This window comes from Peribacillus sp. NPDC096540 (genome assembly GCF_050278525.1).
Taxonomy (GTDB): Bacteria; Bacillota; Bacilli; order Bacillales; family DSM-1321; genus Peribacillus.
The window spans coordinates 35,298-52,578 of record NZ_JBNNTG010000024.1; the positions used below are offsets into that span (position 1 = coordinate 35,298).

Annotated in this window: 13 protein-coding genes, 1 pseudogene and 2 riboswitches; of the genes and pseudogenes, 9 read left to right on the forward strand and 5 right to left on the reverse strand. The window is 38.9% G+C overall.

Annotated features, from left to right (window positions below; genetic code table 11):
• Nucleotides 1-27 precede the first annotated feature (27 nt).
• Nucleotides 28-2,325, reverse strand: a complete 2,298-nt coding sequence (locus ACQKMR_RS19090; RefSeq protein WP_427698720.1) for a ribonucleoside-diphosphate reductase subunit alpha — start codon at nucleotides 2,323-2,325, stop codon at nucleotides 28-30.
• 137 nt (nucleotides 2,326-2,462) lie between these two features.
• Nucleotides 2,463-2,643: riboswitch (cobalamin riboswitch) on the reverse strand.
• Nucleotides 2,644-2,936: 293 nt separating this feature from the next.
• Between ACQKMR_RS19090 and ACQKMR_RS19095 the strand changes: the two genes are divergently transcribed.
• Nucleotides 2,937-3,866: a manganese-dependent inorganic pyrophosphatase gene (locus tag ACQKMR_RS19095; protein WP_427698721.1), complete on the forward strand. Its 930-nt coding sequence runs from the start codon at nucleotides 2,937-2,939 to the stop codon at nucleotides 3,864-3,866.
• Nucleotides 3,867-3,990: 124 nt separating this feature from the next.
• On the opposite strand, the gene ACQKMR_RS19100 is transcribed toward ACQKMR_RS19095, so the two are convergent.
• The gene (locus tag ACQKMR_RS19100; protein WP_427698722.1) at nucleotides 3,991-4,137 is read right to left on the reverse strand and encodes a hypothetical protein; all 147 of its coding nucleotides are present in this window, start codon (nucleotides 4,135-4,137) and stop codon (nucleotides 3,991-3,993) included.
• 642 nt (nucleotides 4,138-4,779) lie between these two features.
• Between ACQKMR_RS19100 and ACQKMR_RS19105 the strand changes: the two genes are divergently transcribed.
• The 7 genes from ACQKMR_RS19105 to ACQKMR_RS19135 all read left to right on the forward strand — a co-directional run bounded on the left by ACQKMR_RS19105 (nucleotide 4,780) and on the right by ACQKMR_RS19135 (nucleotide 12,513).
• Nucleotides 4,780-6,990, forward strand: a complete 2,211-nt coding sequence (locus tag ACQKMR_RS19105; RefSeq protein ID WP_427698723.1) for a helix-turn-helix domain-containing protein — start codon at nucleotides 4,780-4,782, stop codon at nucleotides 6,988-6,990.
• Nucleotides 6,991-7,563: 573 nt separating this feature from the next.
• A riboswitch (cyclic di-GMP riboswitch) is annotated at nucleotides 7,564-7,654 on the reverse strand.
• A gap of 343 nt (nucleotides 7,655-7,997) precedes the next feature.
• A complete protein-coding gene (locus ACQKMR_RS19110) occupies nucleotides 7,998-9,134 on the forward strand; it encodes an acyl-CoA dehydrogenase family protein (RefSeq protein ID WP_427698724.1) in 1,137 nt (378 codons plus the stop codon).
• 20 nt (nucleotides 9,135-9,154) lie between these two features.
• Entirely contained in the window at nucleotides 9,155-10,015 is an 861-nt protein-coding gene (locus ACQKMR_RS19115) for a 3-hydroxyacyl-CoA dehydrogenase family protein (RefSeq protein WP_427698725.1), read from the forward strand.
• Nucleotides 9,996-10,802 (forward strand): enoyl-CoA hydratase/isomerase family protein, encoded by an 807-nt coding sequence (locus tag ACQKMR_RS19120; RefSeq protein ID WP_427698726.1) that lies wholly within the window; start codon nucleotides 9,996-9,998, stop codon nucleotides 10,800-10,802. The genes ACQKMR_RS19115 and ACQKMR_RS19120 overlap by 20 nt, the downstream gene beginning before the upstream one ends.
• Nucleotides 10,803-10,849: 47 nt before the next feature.
• Entirely contained in the window at nucleotides 10,850-12,031 is a 1,182-nt protein-coding gene (locus ACQKMR_RS19125) for an acetyl-CoA C-acetyltransferase (protein WP_427698727.1), read from the forward strand.
• Nucleotides 12,032-12,067: 36 nt separating this feature from the next.
• Complete coding sequence (locus ACQKMR_RS19130; RefSeq protein WP_427698728.1) at nucleotides 12,068-12,193, forward strand: hypothetical protein; 126 nt, start codon at nucleotides 12,068-12,070, stop codon at nucleotides 12,191-12,193.
• A 101-nt stretch (nucleotides 12,194-12,294) separates the two neighbouring features.
• Nucleotides 12,295-12,513, forward strand: a complete 219-nt coding sequence (locus ACQKMR_RS19135) for a hypothetical protein (protein WP_427698729.1) — start codon at nucleotides 12,295-12,297, stop codon at nucleotides 12,511-12,513.
• A 396-nt stretch (nucleotides 12,514-12,909) separates the two neighbouring features.
• Here the strand turns inward: ACQKMR_RS19135 and ACQKMR_RS19140 are convergent, their stop codons facing one another.
• The 3 genes from ACQKMR_RS19140 to ACQKMR_RS19150 all read right to left on the reverse strand — a co-directional run bounded on the left by ACQKMR_RS19140 (nucleotide 12,910) and on the right by ACQKMR_RS19150 (nucleotide 15,593).
• Nucleotides 12,910-13,407 (reverse strand): DinB family protein, encoded by a 498-nt coding sequence (locus tag ACQKMR_RS19140; RefSeq protein ID WP_427698730.1) that lies wholly within the window; start codon nucleotides 13,405-13,407, stop codon nucleotides 12,910-12,912.
• 174 nt (nucleotides 13,408-13,581) lie between these two features.
• Nucleotides 13,582-14,127, reverse strand: coding sequence for a dihydrofolate reductase family protein (locus tag ACQKMR_RS19145; protein ID WP_427698731.1), 546 nt, complete (start codon nucleotides 14,125-14,127; stop codon nucleotides 13,582-13,584).
• A gap of 254 nt (nucleotides 14,128-14,381) precedes the next feature.
• On the reverse strand, nucleotides 14,382-15,593 hold the full coding sequence (locus ACQKMR_RS19150) for an MFS transporter (RefSeq protein WP_427698732.1): 1,212 nt from the start codon (nucleotides 15,591-15,593) through the stop codon (nucleotides 14,382-14,384).
• Nucleotides 15,594-15,862: 269 nt separating this feature from the next.
• Here ACQKMR_RS19150 and ACQKMR_RS19155 point away from each other — a divergent pair.
• Nucleotides 15,863-17,165 (forward strand): annotated as a pseudogene (locus ACQKMR_RS19155) (CitMHS family transporter).
• Nucleotides 17,166-17,281 lie beyond the last annotated feature (116 nt).

Genomic DNA, 17,281 nt, shown 5'->3' on the forward strand with positions numbered 1-17,281 from the left:
TTTAAAAATAGATTACTGATTTGATCGTTAACTTGAGCAGCTTTCGCAGACATTATCATATTCGGAAGAAGTGGAACGAACATAATATGTTGACTTCAATCCGCTTTCCCATGCTGTTAAATGGATATCCAATAGAACTTTAGCCTTGATTGTGTTGTGGACATACAGGTTAAAGCTGATAGCTTGGTCAATATGACGCTGACGGGCTGCATTTTGTCTGATGCTTTCCAGTTGGTCTAAGTTAAATCGTGTTTTTTTATAATATTCATACGTATTAGGCGTCAATCCAGGTGCTGTCACTTTGAATTTGAAGTTTTTCTTTTCTTCATAAAACTCAATTTCATATAAGGGATCGATTCCATCCGTGGAGTTACCGATTTTAGCCGTTGATGAATTAGGTGCAATGGCCATTAAATATCCGTTTCGGGTACCGTGTTGCTGCACATTTTCTTTTAAATCCATCCATTTTTCATCGGTATAGTCACGAAGTTCGAAATATTGGCCTGTATGCCAATCAGATCCTTCAAAGTATGGGTACGTTCCTTTTTCCTTAGCCAATTCATTGGACGCTTTGATAGTTAAGTAAGCAATTTTTTCGTATAAAGAATCAGCATATTGAACGGCCTCATCTGATTCCCAATATATATTCTGGGTGGCAAGTAAATGATGCCATCCAAATGTTCCTAAGCCAATAGCCCGGTAACGCTTGTTTGAGATGGATGCTTGCTTCACCGGAAGATTGTTCACATCAATTACGTTATCGAGCATGCGAATCTGAATCGGAATCAATCTTTCTAATACATCGCTACTTACCGCGCGAGGCAGATTAATGGAAGAAAGGTTACATACAACGAAATCGCCGCTTTTACGAACTACAACTACATCCCCATCTTCTGTTTCGTATTCATCCGTGATCGTTGAAGGGCTTAAGTTTTGAGCAATCTCTGTGCAAAGGTTGGAACAATAAATCATTCCTTTATGTTTATTAGGATTCTTACGGTTCATTTCATCACGATAGAACATATACGGTACGCCTTCTTCTAGCTGAGAAATCATAATGCTTTTCATGATGTCCATCGCGTTGATTTTTTCAAAGCTATAGCTAGGAAGTGTGCCATTTTCCGCAGCCTCAACAGCGAGAGCGTAATGATGTCTGAAGCTTCCTTCGCCTTTTTTCTCGTCATAAAAATCTTCGAGTGAGAATCCAAGGGTTTGCTTTACGGTATGTGGGTCGAAAAGATACCATTCTTTCCGATCGCGTACGGCTTCCATGAACAAATCAGGAATACATACACCTGTAAAAATATCATGAGCTTTCAACCGGTCATCACCGTTTTGTGTCTTCAAGTCAAGGAAACTCATGATATCTTTATGCCAAGCATCCAAATAAATCGCGATTGCCCCTTTACGCTGACCTAATTGATCTACGCTGACAGCTGTCTGGTTAAACAAACGGATCCAAGGGGTCGTGCCTGAACTGTTTCCAGAGAAACCACGGATATCTGAACCAAGTGAGCGGATTTTACCGACGTAAAGTCCTACACCACCGCCGAATTTAGATACTTTAGCGGCATCATAGTTCGATAGATAAATGCCATCAATAGAATCTTCAATCGCATCAATAAAGCATGAACTTAACTGGCCATGCGTTTTTCCTGCGTTTGATAGGGTAGGTGTCGCGACGGTCATGTACAGATTGGACATCGCCCAGTATGCCTCTTTCACAAGTTGTAGGCGATGTTCTGTTTTTTCCATTCTCATAATTTCCATAGCGATAATCATGAAGCGCTCCTGAGGCAGTTCGTAGACCTTGTCTTTTTTCGGACGGGCTAGGTAGCGGTCGTTTAATAGGTAGATGCCAATATAAGAAAATAGTTTATCTTTTTCCGGATCGATCTCTAAGCCCAATTCTTCTATTTCTTCTTTGGAGTAAGAGTTGAGTAGTTCGGGTTTATAAATCGGGTAGCGTTGTCCCTCTTGCAGTTGAGAGAGTTCTGCGATTAATTCATAGAACGGACCATAGCTCACACTCTCATAGCCCCGATTTGCTTGTGCATCCCTGTACATGGTATTCAAAAGTTCTGCTGCAGCAACAAACGTCCAATCTGGAGCATCTATGTCCACACTTTCGAGAGCAAGCTGGATCAGTTTTTTTGATGTTTGTTCTTCTGTTGATTCACTTTTACGATCTAGCCATTTTGTAAAACGCTTTTTGAATTTTTCCATATCAAGCTGGCCTTCGAATTCCTTGGATAACATCTCAAGCTGGATAGAACTTGTTTCTGTGTCATTTTTCTCTATAGTAGAGTTATATGTTTGAGTCATGAATAATCCTCCTTGTAAACTTCCGTTACATAAAAAAATCCGCCCAATAAATTGAGCGGATCAAACGATAGAATAAAAGAGCCATGAAAAAATAGCCGTTATACTATCGTTTCATCATCTCAATCCCCGAAGAATAAGAAACGTGAAAAATCCAGGCAGGTCTCCTGACTCATGATCATCCTACTTTGAGTTCTTCCCGTATAAAGAGCTATACAGTGGTTTTCTCATTTCGTCACATTTACAGTTGCGGGGACAGTTCCGGGTTTACACCGGATTCCCTTTTCAGCCATCACTGGCACCTTGGATTATATATAATTCTATATATAGTTATTTTTGTGGTTTTTAATATCAATATCTAGTATTTATGCTTATATTATCGTAAGCCATATGAGACGATAATTCAACTAATATATTTGAGAAAAACCAATCCTTATCTATTGACAAAGTGAGGGAAGAGGAAAAAAGATAGAAAGAATTAATAGAGAAATGGGAAATTCAAACACTGAATATAAGAGATTTTATGTTAAAATAAAGTGTATAGTAAAGGTGGATCTCCCTTATAGTAATGATAGAGGTTCCCGGAAAAATATTTATTAAAAGGAGAAATAATCTTGGAAAAAGTATTAGTTTTTGGACATAAAAACCCGGATACAGACACAATCTGTTCAGCTATCGCTTATGCGGATCTGAAAAAACAACTAGGTATCAACGCTGAACCTGTTCGTCTTGGTGAAGTGAATGGTGAAACACAATATGCATTAGACCAATTCAAATTCGAAGCTCCTCGTCTTGTAGAAAAAGTGGCAGGGGAAGCGGATGGTGTGATTTTAGTCGATCACAACGAACGTCAGCAAAGTGCTGAAGACATTGACCAAGTCCGAGTATTAGAAGTTATCGACCATCACCGTATCGCTAACTTTGAAACAAGTGATCCTTTATATTACCGCGCAGAACCAGTTGGCTGCACGGCAACTATTTTAAATAAAATCTATAAAGAAAACGGTATTGAAGTACCTAAAGCAATCGCAGGTCTAATGCTGTCTGCCATCATTTCCGATTCTTTATTGTTCAAATCTCCAACCTGCACAGAGCAAGACGTTGCAGCAGCAATGGAATTAGCGGAGATTGCCGGAGTCAATGCTGAAACATACGGCTTAGAAATGTTAAAAGCAGGCGCTGACCTTAGCGACAAAACAATTGCCCAGCTAATTACTCTTGATGCAAAAGAATTCTCTATGGGAACTGCGAAAGTGGAGATTGCTCAAGTCAATGCTGTGGATCCGAACGAAGTACTTGCAAAACAAGCTGAATTAGAAGCAGCTATTGAAGCGGTTATTGCTACGAAAGAATTAGATTTATTCTTATTCGTTGTAACGGATATTTTAACAAATGATTCTGTTGCCTTGGCTCTTGGGAAATCAACGGAAGCAGTTGAAAAAGCTTATAACGTTACATTGAGCAACAACATTGCCGTCTTAGAAGGCGTTGTATCACGTAAAAAACAAATCGTGCCGGTTTTAACGGACATATTCACTAAATAAAGATGTGAAAAGGGTGCTCTGAAAACTTCGAGCACCCTTTCTATGAACTTTAATAATCAATTTTCAATCATGTCTATAAAAAAGGACTCAAACAAGTCATTTAAATGACGTTTGAGTCTTTTTTTTAATTCAAAGCATCCTTCTCTTTTTCATAGGCGATGACAATTAGTTCTTTATTTGCGTCCTGGCCTAGTTTACTTTCAAAGCTTTTTAGTTCATTCAGTAAATCTTGTGACAGGTTTGCTGCCGTATAATCCTGCTCGGATATCATACTTTTTACTCCTTCCATCTAGATATATTTCATGTATCTATTTTGTCAGTTTAAAAAGTTTCTATTCAGCAAAATTTAAACTTAAGATATTTTACTATCATAAGTGGCGAGCTTTTCAAGCAATTGGGAACTTTCCTGATCGAGACCAAGTATCTGGGAAGAATCACCAACTGAAATTTAAGGACAACCTTATCAACTGCGCCGACTGCAGAAGCATCCCATATTTTTGAATGGGAAAAATCAATGGTGATAGAATCAGACTTTTCATATACCTCGAACTTGGAAACAAAGTCCTGGACCGAGGCAAAAAATAATTATCCGGTTATACGATAAATAATTTTATTAGCCTGAGCGTCCTCTGTTTTTTCAACCGACACTTTAGAAATTTTAGCCGAGAAGAAAATCATGCTCAATATGGGCTATTCATTCAAGAATCTGCAACATGATAGAAAGAAGCATTTTTATTGCCGATAATATTTATAGAAGGAAACAATGCACTAACATAAGAATCATTGGATTTAAATGTTTGAATTTCCAAAGACTTCTGTTTACCTTTTGCTATATGTTACTATTAATATACTGATTTTTCTGTATTTACAGTAGGTTATTCTTCAACAATGGATAAGAACAGGGGATGCTCCTATGAATAAAAGTGAGAAGAGAACTAAATTAGTAGAAAAAATTGAAACGCATTTGAGAATGACTGCAAGAAATTTAGTGAAATTCGATACAATTCAGGAAACTTTGGATTTTACGGTAGAATCCTTTCAATTGGAGTTTTCATGGGATTTCGTGGCAATCGTTTTAAGAGAAGATGATATCTTATATCCAAAAGTCTGGAAAGGCGGTTCGCCGCATTTTGCAGATTCTTTTCCAATTCACCTAAGTGAATGCTCTCCGGAGATTCTCGAAGAAGGATGGGATATTAGTAGGAAAAAAGAAAGCAGCCTCAATTGCAAATTTTATAAGTTAATGAAAAATGAAAGAATTTCAACCTGGTTTACTGTTCCTTTAAAAGATGATGGAATCAGCTATGGGTTCTGTATTATTGGTTTTCATAATTTCGTTCCTTTAATTTCTGAAGTTGAGCAAATTTTTGTTGAATTTGGAAAAGATGTCGCAGTTGCTATGCAGCTTGCAAAGGAGAAGGAATTTGAGAAACGAAAGTTAAGCAGCATAAGATGGGTCAATGAAAATGTGACACCGGGTTCATCGATGGAAGAGTTAGTGCAAAAGGTGCTAGAGCTATCATGCCAAGGTACGATGGCGGAGGACGCCTCCATCTATTTGTTCAATGAATCGGAAAACTGTTTTTATTTGCAAAGCCCTTTGATAGGCTCTCCTAAACTGGAAGAAACTATTGCGGTTAGAGGAGAGAATAAATTAAGTACATACTTTCCATTTTTTGAAAAATCGGGTGGCTTTCAGTTGTCGGTTCCGTTGGTGGTCAATCTTAAGACTGTGGGAATGATTCATTTAGCCAATAAGGCAATGGGTGCATTCACAGTGGGGGATCTCGAGCTTCTAAAATTCTTATCAAACCATGTGGCCGCATTATTTGAAAACGCTAGGCTATATTTAAATGAAATTTATTTAAAGCAGCGGTTACAAAGGATTATGGGCTATCAACAGGAACTGGTCAAAGAGACATTGTACGGGGAAGATTTTGATGTCATCACGGATACCCTCAGCAGGTTGTTGTCTTGTTCGATTATACTTTTTGATAGATTTTTTAGGTACATCTCTATTCACCTAGAAAACGAGGATGAATATTCACTTCCCGATATATATAGTCTTATCGAGAAAGAGAAAGCGAAAATTGGTAAGGAAAAACGGGGAATATGGCTCGGGGATTTAAAAAAGGATTCGACATCGATTGGTTTTTGGCCGGTTATAGGAAGTGGAGAATTATTAGGCTATTTAGCGATCATCACAAATAAGAATGCTGTGGATGAGGTTACGAATTTAACAATTGGACATGCCCTAAATGTATATGCCATTCAGTTCATCAAACAAAAACTGATTATGGAAACTAAAGAGCAGGTGAAGGACAGTTATATAACAAAACTGTTTGAAGAGAAGATAGAGGATAAGGCCAAAATAGTGGAATACGCGACGCTAATGAACATAGACTTATATCGGCCACACCGGATTGCTGTATTAAAACTGGAAGAGGAATCTTTACCTTCCCATTCGAACCTGATTGAGAGAGAAGCGGAAAAAGCCTCTGAATGGGATCATATGAAAGAACAGCTGTATCTTAAATACAAAGAAATCATCGTGACTAAAAGAGATGATATGATGATTCTCATGATTCCAGTAGAAAGAGAAAAAGACCTGGCTTCCTCGTATTGGGGAGAGTTATATCAATATCTTAGAGAGCAACCGATTTTCAAGAAGCTTTCCTTGACGATTTATATGGGAGTGGGAGGGGCGACGGATAAGCTGGAGGATTATTATTATGCCTACAAACAGGCCATGCATGCTTATAATGTTAGCCGAAATGGCTTCCCCAAAAATGGCCCAGTTATATTTGATGAATTGGGCTCGTATTCTCTTTTAAATAACCTGAAAGACCCTGAACTTGCCGATTTATTTCTCAAAAAATATTTAGCTCCGTTGATGGATTATGAAAAGGGAAGTGGAGCAGATCTTCTGAATACATTAAGAGCTTATTTATTTAATAACGGAAATCTGAAAAATACCATGGATGTACTTTTCATACACCGCAGTACTCTGCGCTACAGGTTGGAAAGAATTCGTGACATTCTAGACATGAATTTAGAAGATGCAGAAACGCGATTAAATCTGATGATTGCTTATAAACTTCATGATCTATATCAATCTAGCTAGTCATAGATTGACAAAATGTGTCCCCAACATAATCAATGATAAAGACCTTGAAGGGGTCTTTTTTTTGTAGTAATAAAAGAGTTTATAAGCTGTTTGTTACTTGCACAAGCTTTCTATCTTCATCTTATATGATATATGGTGGGGTTGAACTAGACTCAAGCTCAAGAAAGCCTATGAAGAAAGAAGGAAAGAAAGCCAGCGCAAAGGAAAAAGCTACTTGTGAGAGCTTCTGTTTCGAAGTGATAGAGTGGATAGAATTTACGTCTATGTTCCAAGAGAGAGCAAGCAAGTCTAGACTATTCTTTATATATAATGCTTGATTTACACTCGGGACATGTTACTTCTTTATAATGCTTGAAGCTAATCTTTCTTAGATCCCTTCTGTTTAACATAGTGAATACATTATATCTTGCGCCGCATGCACAAGTATATTTGTCTTTAACTATGTGTCTCTCATCTGTATTAGCTGAATAAATAGTAGGAAAAAACATATAAAACCCTCTTTTATCTAATTTTAGGCAAATTAAAAAGGGGGCAAGAAATAAATAATTAATTAATCTAATCAAGATATATCTTGGCAACCCGGCTGCCATGACAACTAAATTGTTGGTTTAGGCCCGTGGCTTTGCGTCTTTTATTTTCATAAAATTTGCCTAAAATAATCTTAACATAAAAATCAATTCGTTTTGGAAGTGCAGAAAAAATACTTATCTATTATGGTAAAGAACAAATGATGGAAAGAACCCATGATAAGTGAACTTTCCAAGGTGTTAGCCAGACTGAATATGATTATTGGATATATGGGAACGTCTCAAATATAAAATTTGGTTATTCAAGCTGAGGGTATGAAACACAGTTGGTTACTCTATGGATCTCGATTGGTACAAAACATACGAATTAAAGGGAGCCGTTTAGTACGCTATGTACCTATAACTGGTTAATTTATGGAGATATAATGACAATTATAAGATAATAAAATAAAAATTCAGTCAATTAGGAGGGCAACTATGGATTTCAACTTAACAGATGATCAGCAAGCGATTGTTTCCATGGCAAGGGATGTAGTGAATGCTGAAATCATTCCACTAGCAAGAGAGTTCGACGAAAGAGAGGCTTTTTCAGTAGAAATCATGAACAAGTTGAGGGAATGTGGACTTTTCAATCTATCTATTCCTGAGGAATACGGGGGTCCTGGAATTGATAAATTATCACATGCCTTAATCGTGGAAGAAATAGCAAGAGGCTGTGCTGGCATAGCAACTTCATTGGAAGCTAATTCACTTTCATCTTATCCAATTTTAGTTGGTGGGGATGAATCACTTAAGCAAAAATATTTGAAACGTTTAACCGAAGAAGGTCAATATGCTTCTTTTGCCTTAACAGAACCGGGCGCAGGCAGTGATGTATCTGGCATGTCATCAACTATTGTAAGAAAAGGTGACGGTTACATATTAAATGGGGAAAAGTGTTTTATCACCAACGCAAGTTATGCTCATTTCTATGTAGTACTCGCCAAACAGACGCTTGAAAATGGGGAAAATTCTTTTACCGCTTTAGTTGTCGAAAGAGATTCTGAAGGTATTAGGGTTGGTGAAAAGGAAAAGAAAATGGGGCTTAGAGCTTCTAACACAGCTTCGGTTATCTTCGATGATGTCTTTGTACCCCTTGAAAATCGAATCGGAGAAGAAGGAAATGGTTTTAAGGTTTTTATGAAAGCCCTTTCTTTTGCAAGGCCAATGGTTGGAGCCCAGGCAGTAGGAATTGCACAGGGAGCTTATGAAAGCGCTTTAAATTATGCGAAGGAAAGAAAGCAATTTAGAAAGCCAATCGCTAATTTCCAATCCATCCAATTCATGCTGGCTGATATGGCGATGACCATCGAAGCATCAAGGTTATTGGTTTATAAATCTGTCTTTCTCTTGGAACAGGGAACGCCTTCAGCGAAGCATGCTTCTTTCGCTAAATGTTTCGCCGCTGATACCGCCATGAAAGTAGCCGAAGATGCGGTGCAAATTCACGGAGGTTACGGATTCATTCGGGAATATCCAGTTGAGAAGTATTTCCGTGATGCTAAAATCATGCAAATTTACGAAGGTACAAATCAAATACAGCGTGTCGTCATTGCAAAAGAGATATTGAGCTAACAAAAAAGGAGGAAATGAAAATGGCAGAGACAATTATCGGGGTCGTAGGATCAGGAACAATGGGGGGAGGAATCGCTCATCAAGCAGCGTTATCCGGTTTCAAAGTAATTTTATGTGATGTAGAAGATCGGTTTTTAGATAATGCGATTAATAGAATGGAAACGTACATGGATAAAAGCGTAGCAAGAGGCAAGATGAAGGAAGGGCAAAAGCCTGAGGTGCTGGGAAGAATCACAACAACGACTAATTTGGAAGATCTAAAGGAGGCCAACTTTGTTATCGAAGCAATCATCGAGAACTTGGAAGCGAAGAAAGCGATATTTTCCCAGTTAGATAACGTTCTTGGCGAAGAAGCGATAATTGCTACCAATACTTCATCGATGTCAATCACAGTCATTGCGGGAGCGACCAAGCGGCCTGAGAAGGTAGCGGGTATGCATTTCTTTAACCCGGCGCAAATCATGAAATTAGTGGAAGTGGTCCGTGGCTATAATACAAGCGATGATACCATATCGAAATTAATGGAGCTTTCAAGGGCATTTGGCAAAGAACCAATTGAAGTCAAAAAAGACTCGCCTGGATTTATCGTGAACAGAATCATGATTCCGCAATTCATCGAAGCCATCAAATTGGCTGAAGAAGGGGTAGCTTCTTATGAAGATATTGATAAGGCTGTTAGATTGGGCTTGAATTATCCAATGGGTCCTTTTGAATTGCAGGACTTTGCAGGCGTCGATATTGGTTTGCACGTCATGGATTATTTTTATGATGAATTTAAAGACGGGCGTTTTGCAGCTCCTCAACTTATCCGCCAAATCGTAAATGCAGGACGTACAGGTAAAAAGGCAGGTGCTGGATTTTATGACCACGACAAAAAATGAGGGTGTAATAAAAGTAGAATTAGAAGTGTTGAAATATGAAATTGCGCAAGGTGTAGCAACTGTTTATTTGAATAGACCGCCTCACAATCCATTAAACTGGCAGTCTTTTAAAGAACTTTCCATGCTTATGGATCAATTGGACCGTGACAGCAGGGTAAGAGCAGTGATTATTACGGGCAGTGGTGATCGATCATTTGCAGCCGGCGCAGACATTAAAGAGATGATGGACCTGACGGAATTGGAGATTCTACAGAATAATGAAATTTCCCGAGGAGCTTTTGAAAAAATGGAACGGTTGTCAAAACCTATAATTGCAGCTGTAAATGGTCTGGCTTTAGGCGGCGGTGCGGAACTTGCCCTTGCTTGTGATTTGATTATTTGTTCTGAACGGACAAAATTCGGATTTCCGGAAATTAATCTTGGGATTATACCAGGAGGGGGAGGAACTCAGCGTTTTCAACGTTTAGTTGGACAAAAAGCGGCTAAGGAAATTTTGTATTTTGGCGAAATGTTCTCAGGTGAAAGAGCCTATGAGCTTGGTTTTGTTAATAAAGTCGTTCCAGCAGATCAACTGTTGACTGAAGCGAAAGAATGGGCAGTTAAATTGGCTGGTAAATCTTCGATGGCGATAAAGATGATGAAAAAGGCAGTCAATGCAGGCGCCAATGCAGACTTAGATACGGCACTGGATATTGAACTAGCTTGCTTTGGTAACTCATTTGCCTCTCCTGACCGTAAGGAAGGCATGCAGGCTTTTGTAGAAAAAAGAAAAGCTAATTTTAAATAACAAAATGGGGGCGCCAGCGTCCCCTTAAAAAAGGGAGGATACAAAGCATGGCGGGAAACGATATTGTTTTAATAGAGGGAGCAAGAACTGCATTTACTGAATTCGGGGGATCTTTCAAAGATGTTTCAGCAATTGACCTCGGTGTAATAGCTTCTAAGGAAGCGATGACTCGTTCAGGGATAAAACCAGATGAAGTAGATCAAGTAGTGATGGGGAATGTTATTCAATCAAGCGGCGACGCTGTGTTCCTAGGTAGGCATATTGGATTGAAATCTGGTATCCCGATGTCAACACCAGGGCTTACCGTCAATCGTTTATGCGGTTCCGGATTGCAGGCAATTGTATCGGCAGCCCAAACCATCAGACTTGGTGAATCACAGGTAGCTCTTGCTGGTGGAGCGGAAAATATGAGCCAAATTCCTCACGTTATTCGTGGAGCACGCTTTGGGATCCCTCTTGGGCAAGCACCAATGGCCGATTTTCTATGGGAATCCCTATATGATCCATATGGAGATTGCACGATGTCCATCACGGCAGAAAATATTGCCGCAGAGTATGGTATCACCCGAGAAAGCTGCGATCAGTTTGCTGTAAGAAGTAATGAGCGGGCACTAACCGCAATTGAAAAAGGTTACTTTGGCAAAGAGATTACCCCAGTAGCTATTAAAACAAGAAAAGGCGAAGTAAATATTGACCAGGACGAACATCCTCGTGCTTCAACGTATGAAAAAATATCCAAGCTAAAAGCACGGTTTAAAGATAATGGGGTCGTTACAGCAGCCAATGCAAGTGGTATCAATGATGGAGCGGCAGCTGTCATTCTAACATCTTCAGATTATGCTGAAAAAACTAACATTAAACCCTTAGCCCGCCTTGTTTCCTATGGAATCTCCGGCGTTGATCCAAAATTAATGGGATTAGGTCCAGTTACAGCTATTCAGCAAGCGCTTTCAAAGGCAGGTATGAATATTAAGGATCTCGATCTTGTTGAAATTAATGAAGCATTTGCTGCTCAATATCTTGGGTGCCAAAAACTGCTTGATTTTGATCCTGAAATTGGAAATGTCAACGGAGGTGCTGTGGCTTTAGGCCATCCGCTAGGCGCCAGTGGTGCACGTATTTCACTTTCCCTAATTTATGAATTGCAAAGACGCGGGAAAAAGTATGGCGTATCTGCGCTTTGTATCGGTGGAGGTCAAGGGATTGCTGCAATTTGGGAAGCAATTTAATGAATCGTTTTAGTTTTAGTAAAGGAGGTAAGGCATTTGATAGCCAATCGTATTGGGACGAATTCATATACAGTATCACAGGTCTTTAAACATGCGGTTTTGCAGAAATTTGCAGTTGCTAATGCAAGCAGTGGACTCCGAAGACATTGGATACTTTGCTGAACTTTTGACTCAAGTTGTACACTCTCAGGGATTGCGCAAAATACAGAACAGCGTATGAGACGTTGGATCGTGAAGAGAGATTATTGAAAGAGGATTTAGTTGTGGCACGAATTAGATATTTTCTGGAACGAGGAGTTTTTAATTCCTCATCTCGATCATTGGACGCTATTCAGCTATTCCTCAATGCATGTGAATTAGGAAACCAGTCCAGTGAGGATTATTATGCTGTTGATGCAGCGTATATTTGGGGATTGCTGAACTCCGGAGAAACGTATGGAATGGAATTTGAAAGCGCTAGACTATGCCGAAAAGCGTCCTAAAGCAAGCCTTTTGAGGATAGTTATATAACAACATTGGTTGGGCAAAAGTTGAGAATGGAAAACTTGAGGAAGCACTTGAACTGTTCAAGCGGGCGTTGCAATTCCACAAGGCGCAAGGCACCCGATATTCGGTGTTTATTGCAAAATGGAGTGTAGCAAAGGTACTGAGTTTAATGGACAGGTTGACGAGTCTTTTACATTCAGAAGGAATTACTTGCTGAAACCGAACAACTGGTATGGTCTTTAAATGTATGACCGAATTCATACAAATGACCTTGAAAAATGAACAAGTAAAAAGAGCATGTTTTGAAAAAAAGATGATCAAACATGCTCGTAACATATACAATTGTATGATTCTTTTATGAAAAATTATGATCATTTTCCATACTGAAGGGGTTAATTAACTCCATTTTTAGAATCCCATACCCCTAGTGTTTTTCTTATTTCCACGATTTGTCCGATATGATATGCATTATGAATATTGATATTAGCAATAACTGACGACCAAGGTGAATCAGATTCCTTATATGCAGCACTATGAAATTTTACTTCATCGCATTCTTTAATAGCTTCAGCCCAATCAGACATTACTCTATGTAACTGCAATACTGAGGATTGCCATTCTTCATTGGTTTCATTCGGATTGGTACAATCAAACGTATCGTCATTGTTGACTTCTTCTTGGGAAAGTGGTAAACCTTTGAATCGGTTTAGATACCGTTCATTCCAAAAAATTAGATGGTTAACTATTTGCCATATGGAATTGCTGTCCCCAGTTTTCCAAGCAGCTTGTTCGGCTGAGAGTCCATCTATGGCGATGTTAAGGGGTACAAACCAGCTCATTTCGTCATAACAAGCATCCATTTGTTCTAATAATACAGCTTTTAGATTCATTCTAAAGCCTCCTTAAAGTAAATGGTTATAAATAGCCTTACAAATCCTATATTTCGTTATACTGCCCTTTTACTTCAACAAGCTTGCCTGGATAGCCCCATAAGAAAAAGAGCTGCCGAAGCCATCTCCATTTTGAAGTAAGGCACCCGTAAATTCCTGGAAAATCAACATATCCTAAGAATAAATAATATTATAAGTTGGTTTTACTACTCCATTCGTATATTGTTTCAAATCAACTAATTCTAAGGTCAAACGAGGTTTAACACTGCCGAATAGAGGAATGCCTTCACCAATCATAACGGGATTGACCTTTAACACTAATTGATCAATGAGTTTATGTTCGATTAACGTACCACCTAGCTGGCCACCCCCGCTTAGCCATAATTTACCGGATTCTGTAATTTTGAGGTTGTGTATATAATCCACTGCGTTGCCTTTTATTAATTTCACTTCATCGTTGGATTCAAACTGCATGGTATTTGAGAAAATATAATGCTTCAGTCCTTTATAAGCACTAGGTTCGCCTGGCTTAAGACCAAATTGAAAGCCGTATTCGTACGTTTTTCGACCCATTAAGACCGCATCATATTGCTGTATATCGGAAATGAAATCTGTAACGTGCTCACCTTCGTATAAAAAGATTGAATCGTCAGCTACCCCATTCAAATCTGCAATAAAGTTGTCAAGTGTACATGCAACATGATAAATCAATTTTGCCATTCAGACATCTCTCCATGAAAACAAACTTCTTTATTAATTCTATAAAATTAGTTTATTTTCCTTTAATTGTTACTATCCTAACCCGGTCCGGTTAGTCTAATAAAAAAAATGCTCCATTTAAATATTCAATTGAATTATTCTATTATATGTGGACACGTTTTAGTCATTTATTTATCATTTAAAGGGTGTTTTCTGTTAGTAGAATAAAACAGCCTGTTTCCAAATTGGAAGCAGGCTGTTTTGCGGAATTGTGATTAATGTGATCTGGCTAACTCTGGATTGCGGTGCATTGCGGCATAAAGGACAAGCCCGGCGATGAAAAGCAAGGTGCTGGTCGTGATGAAAACAGCTGAGAATCCATAGAAGCCAGCGACCATTCCGCCCATTGCAGGTCCGATGATATTGCCTAAAAAGCGTAGACTCGTATTGTAACCAAGTACTTCCCCCTGCATTGCAACAGGCGCTTCTTGGCGAATGTAGGCAATTCTTACAGGGATGATGCCACCTATGGCCATACCTAGTATGAAACGTACAAAAACAAGCTGCCAAAAATGATTAATAAAGGCACCAGGCAAGTAGACAGTAGCAGTCAGAAAAAGTAGCAGCACAAGAATCTTCACATGTCCATGCCGATCACCTATTTTGCCCCAGTGCCGCGCCATCAATAAATTCCCAAGGCCTGCTGCAGAAAAAGCGATACCTGAATAAAATCCTAGATTGGAAGTTCCATGCAACTCGCCAACGTATAAAGATAGAATAGGCTGGATGCTGAAGTGGGCAACCTGAACAAGTGTCGAAATGAGCATGACATTCACTAGGATGGGATTACGTAAGATATGCGAGAGAACCTCCCTGCTTGTATAGCTTGTCTTTGTTCCTTTTTGTCGTTCCACTTGGTATTCTCTGGTTGCAAAAACGAGTAGTCCAGATATGAAAATCGTAATAGAGGTGAATTTAAAGGCTGTTGAATAGCCGAGAGTGTCTGCAAGTATGCCACCAATCAATGGTCCGAAGAGTGAGCCAGTTATATTACCCGTTTGCAATGTTCCTAAAACGCGTCCGGCAATTTCCTTCGGTGTCTGGGTGGAAATAAAGGCCTGCGACATAGAAATGAAGCCAGTGAATATTCCCATGAACATTCTTAAGACGAATAGCTGCCATACATTTTGAACAAAGCCCATTAAGAAAATAGACAGCCCCATTCCAAAGGCACAGGCTATCAAGATTTTCTTTCTCCCGTACCTGTCTCCAATCCGCCCCCAAATAGGTGAAAATAAAAAGGCAGTCACAAAAGTAATTCCAAATGTCCATCCGGACCAATGCTGGATATATTGAGTAGAATAATTGCCGAATGTACCAATGTATAAAGATATGAATGGAAGAACCATCGTCATGCTTCCGCCAATGAAGAAGTTGGCGAACCACATAATGAATAAATTCCGTTTAGCTAATTTATTAGCATTCATTTACAAGCAACACTTCTTTCCTCCGAAATAAACTTCGGGTTCCTAAATAATAGTATACAGAATTATACTAACTTATTAAACGAATTTGATTTTGGATGAGTTTTTGGGATACATGGTAGTTCTAGTTTGAAAAACCTGTTTTTTAATGAAAGATCCAATGATATAATGAGAAAATATTGATTTTTCAGAAAAGTTAGAAAAATGAAAGGGGACTGTAGATTTCATTAAAAAGAAGTGCGTTTACTTTTCAAATTAAAGGAGATTTTCACATGTTATCTATTCTAGGGTTTTGCATGATTTTAACGTTTCTTGTCTTAGTCATCACAAAGCGTCTATCCGTAGTTGTCGCTTTCATCTTCACTGCTATAGCTTTTGGCTTGATTGGCGGGTTTGCTTCTGAAATGGGTGAAATGATGGTGGCAGGCATTTTAAAGGTAACACCAACAGCAGTCATGATTGTTTTTGCTATTTTATATTTTGGTTTGATGATTGACGTTGGTTTATTTGAACCTATGATCGCAAAAATACTGAGTTTTGTAAAAGGCGACCCGCTAAAAATTGTCATGGCTACTGCCATTATAACGATGTTAGTAGGTTTAGATGGAGACGGTTCTTCCACATTTATGATCGCCGTTTCGGCAATGTTGCCGCTTTATATGAAGCTAGGGATGAACAGGCTTGTATTGGCCAGTGTTGTTGGTTTAGCTGCAGGGGTCATGAATATTATTCCTTGGGGAGGTCCGTTGGTGAGAGCGGCCGCCAGTCTTCAAGTGGAAGTATCAGATTTATTCATCCCTCTTATACCTGTTATGATTTGCGGTCTGTTATGGACACTGTTTGCGTCTTATATACTTGGCAAAAGGGAGAGAGAGATTAGGTGTTAGTCCGATGGAGACTGCTATGCCTTCTGGAATGAGTGAGCAGGCTGCGGCTGTTGAAGCTTCTAATGAAACATCAAAGTTATTTTGGTTTAATTGGTTCTTAACAATTTTACTTATGGTGTTGTTGGTGATGGAAGTGCTGCCAATTCAAATCTTATTTGCTTCTGCTTTTGCGATAGCTTTATTTGTTAACTTTCCAAATCCACAAGAACAGCAGGAAAGAATTCTAAGTCATGCCAATAGTTTTGTCATGATTTGTACATTAATTTTCGCCGCCGGGATTTTTACGGGTGTGTTCACGGAAACAAAAATGATGGATTCGATGGCAGCTTCTATCGTAACAGTTATTCCAGATTGGCTTGGTGCACATTTGCCATTAGTGGTAGCGCTAACGAGCATTCCGATGGGCTTCATTTTTTCACCTGATGCCTATTACTTTGGAATTCTTCCTATTATAAGTGAAACTGCATCGAACTTTGGATTTACTCCTGTAGAAATAGGCAGGGCCGCTTTGTTAGGTCATTCAACAACAGGGTTCCCCTTATCCCCATTGGTACCTGCGACATTCATTTTGATTGGCCTTGTAGGAGTGGATTTTGGAGACCATCAAAAATTCCTATTTAAATGGGCGTTTGGGACAACAATCGTTATGACGATAGCGGCCATTACTTTCGGCGTTATCTCATTGTAAAATGTGAGTCTATTAAGCTACAATAAAAAATCTTTGACTGTGAAATTAGTAAGGTGTTTCCTCTCAATAGTATAATCTATTTTCCTATTTATCCCGATTTCTGTTTATTCTTCCAT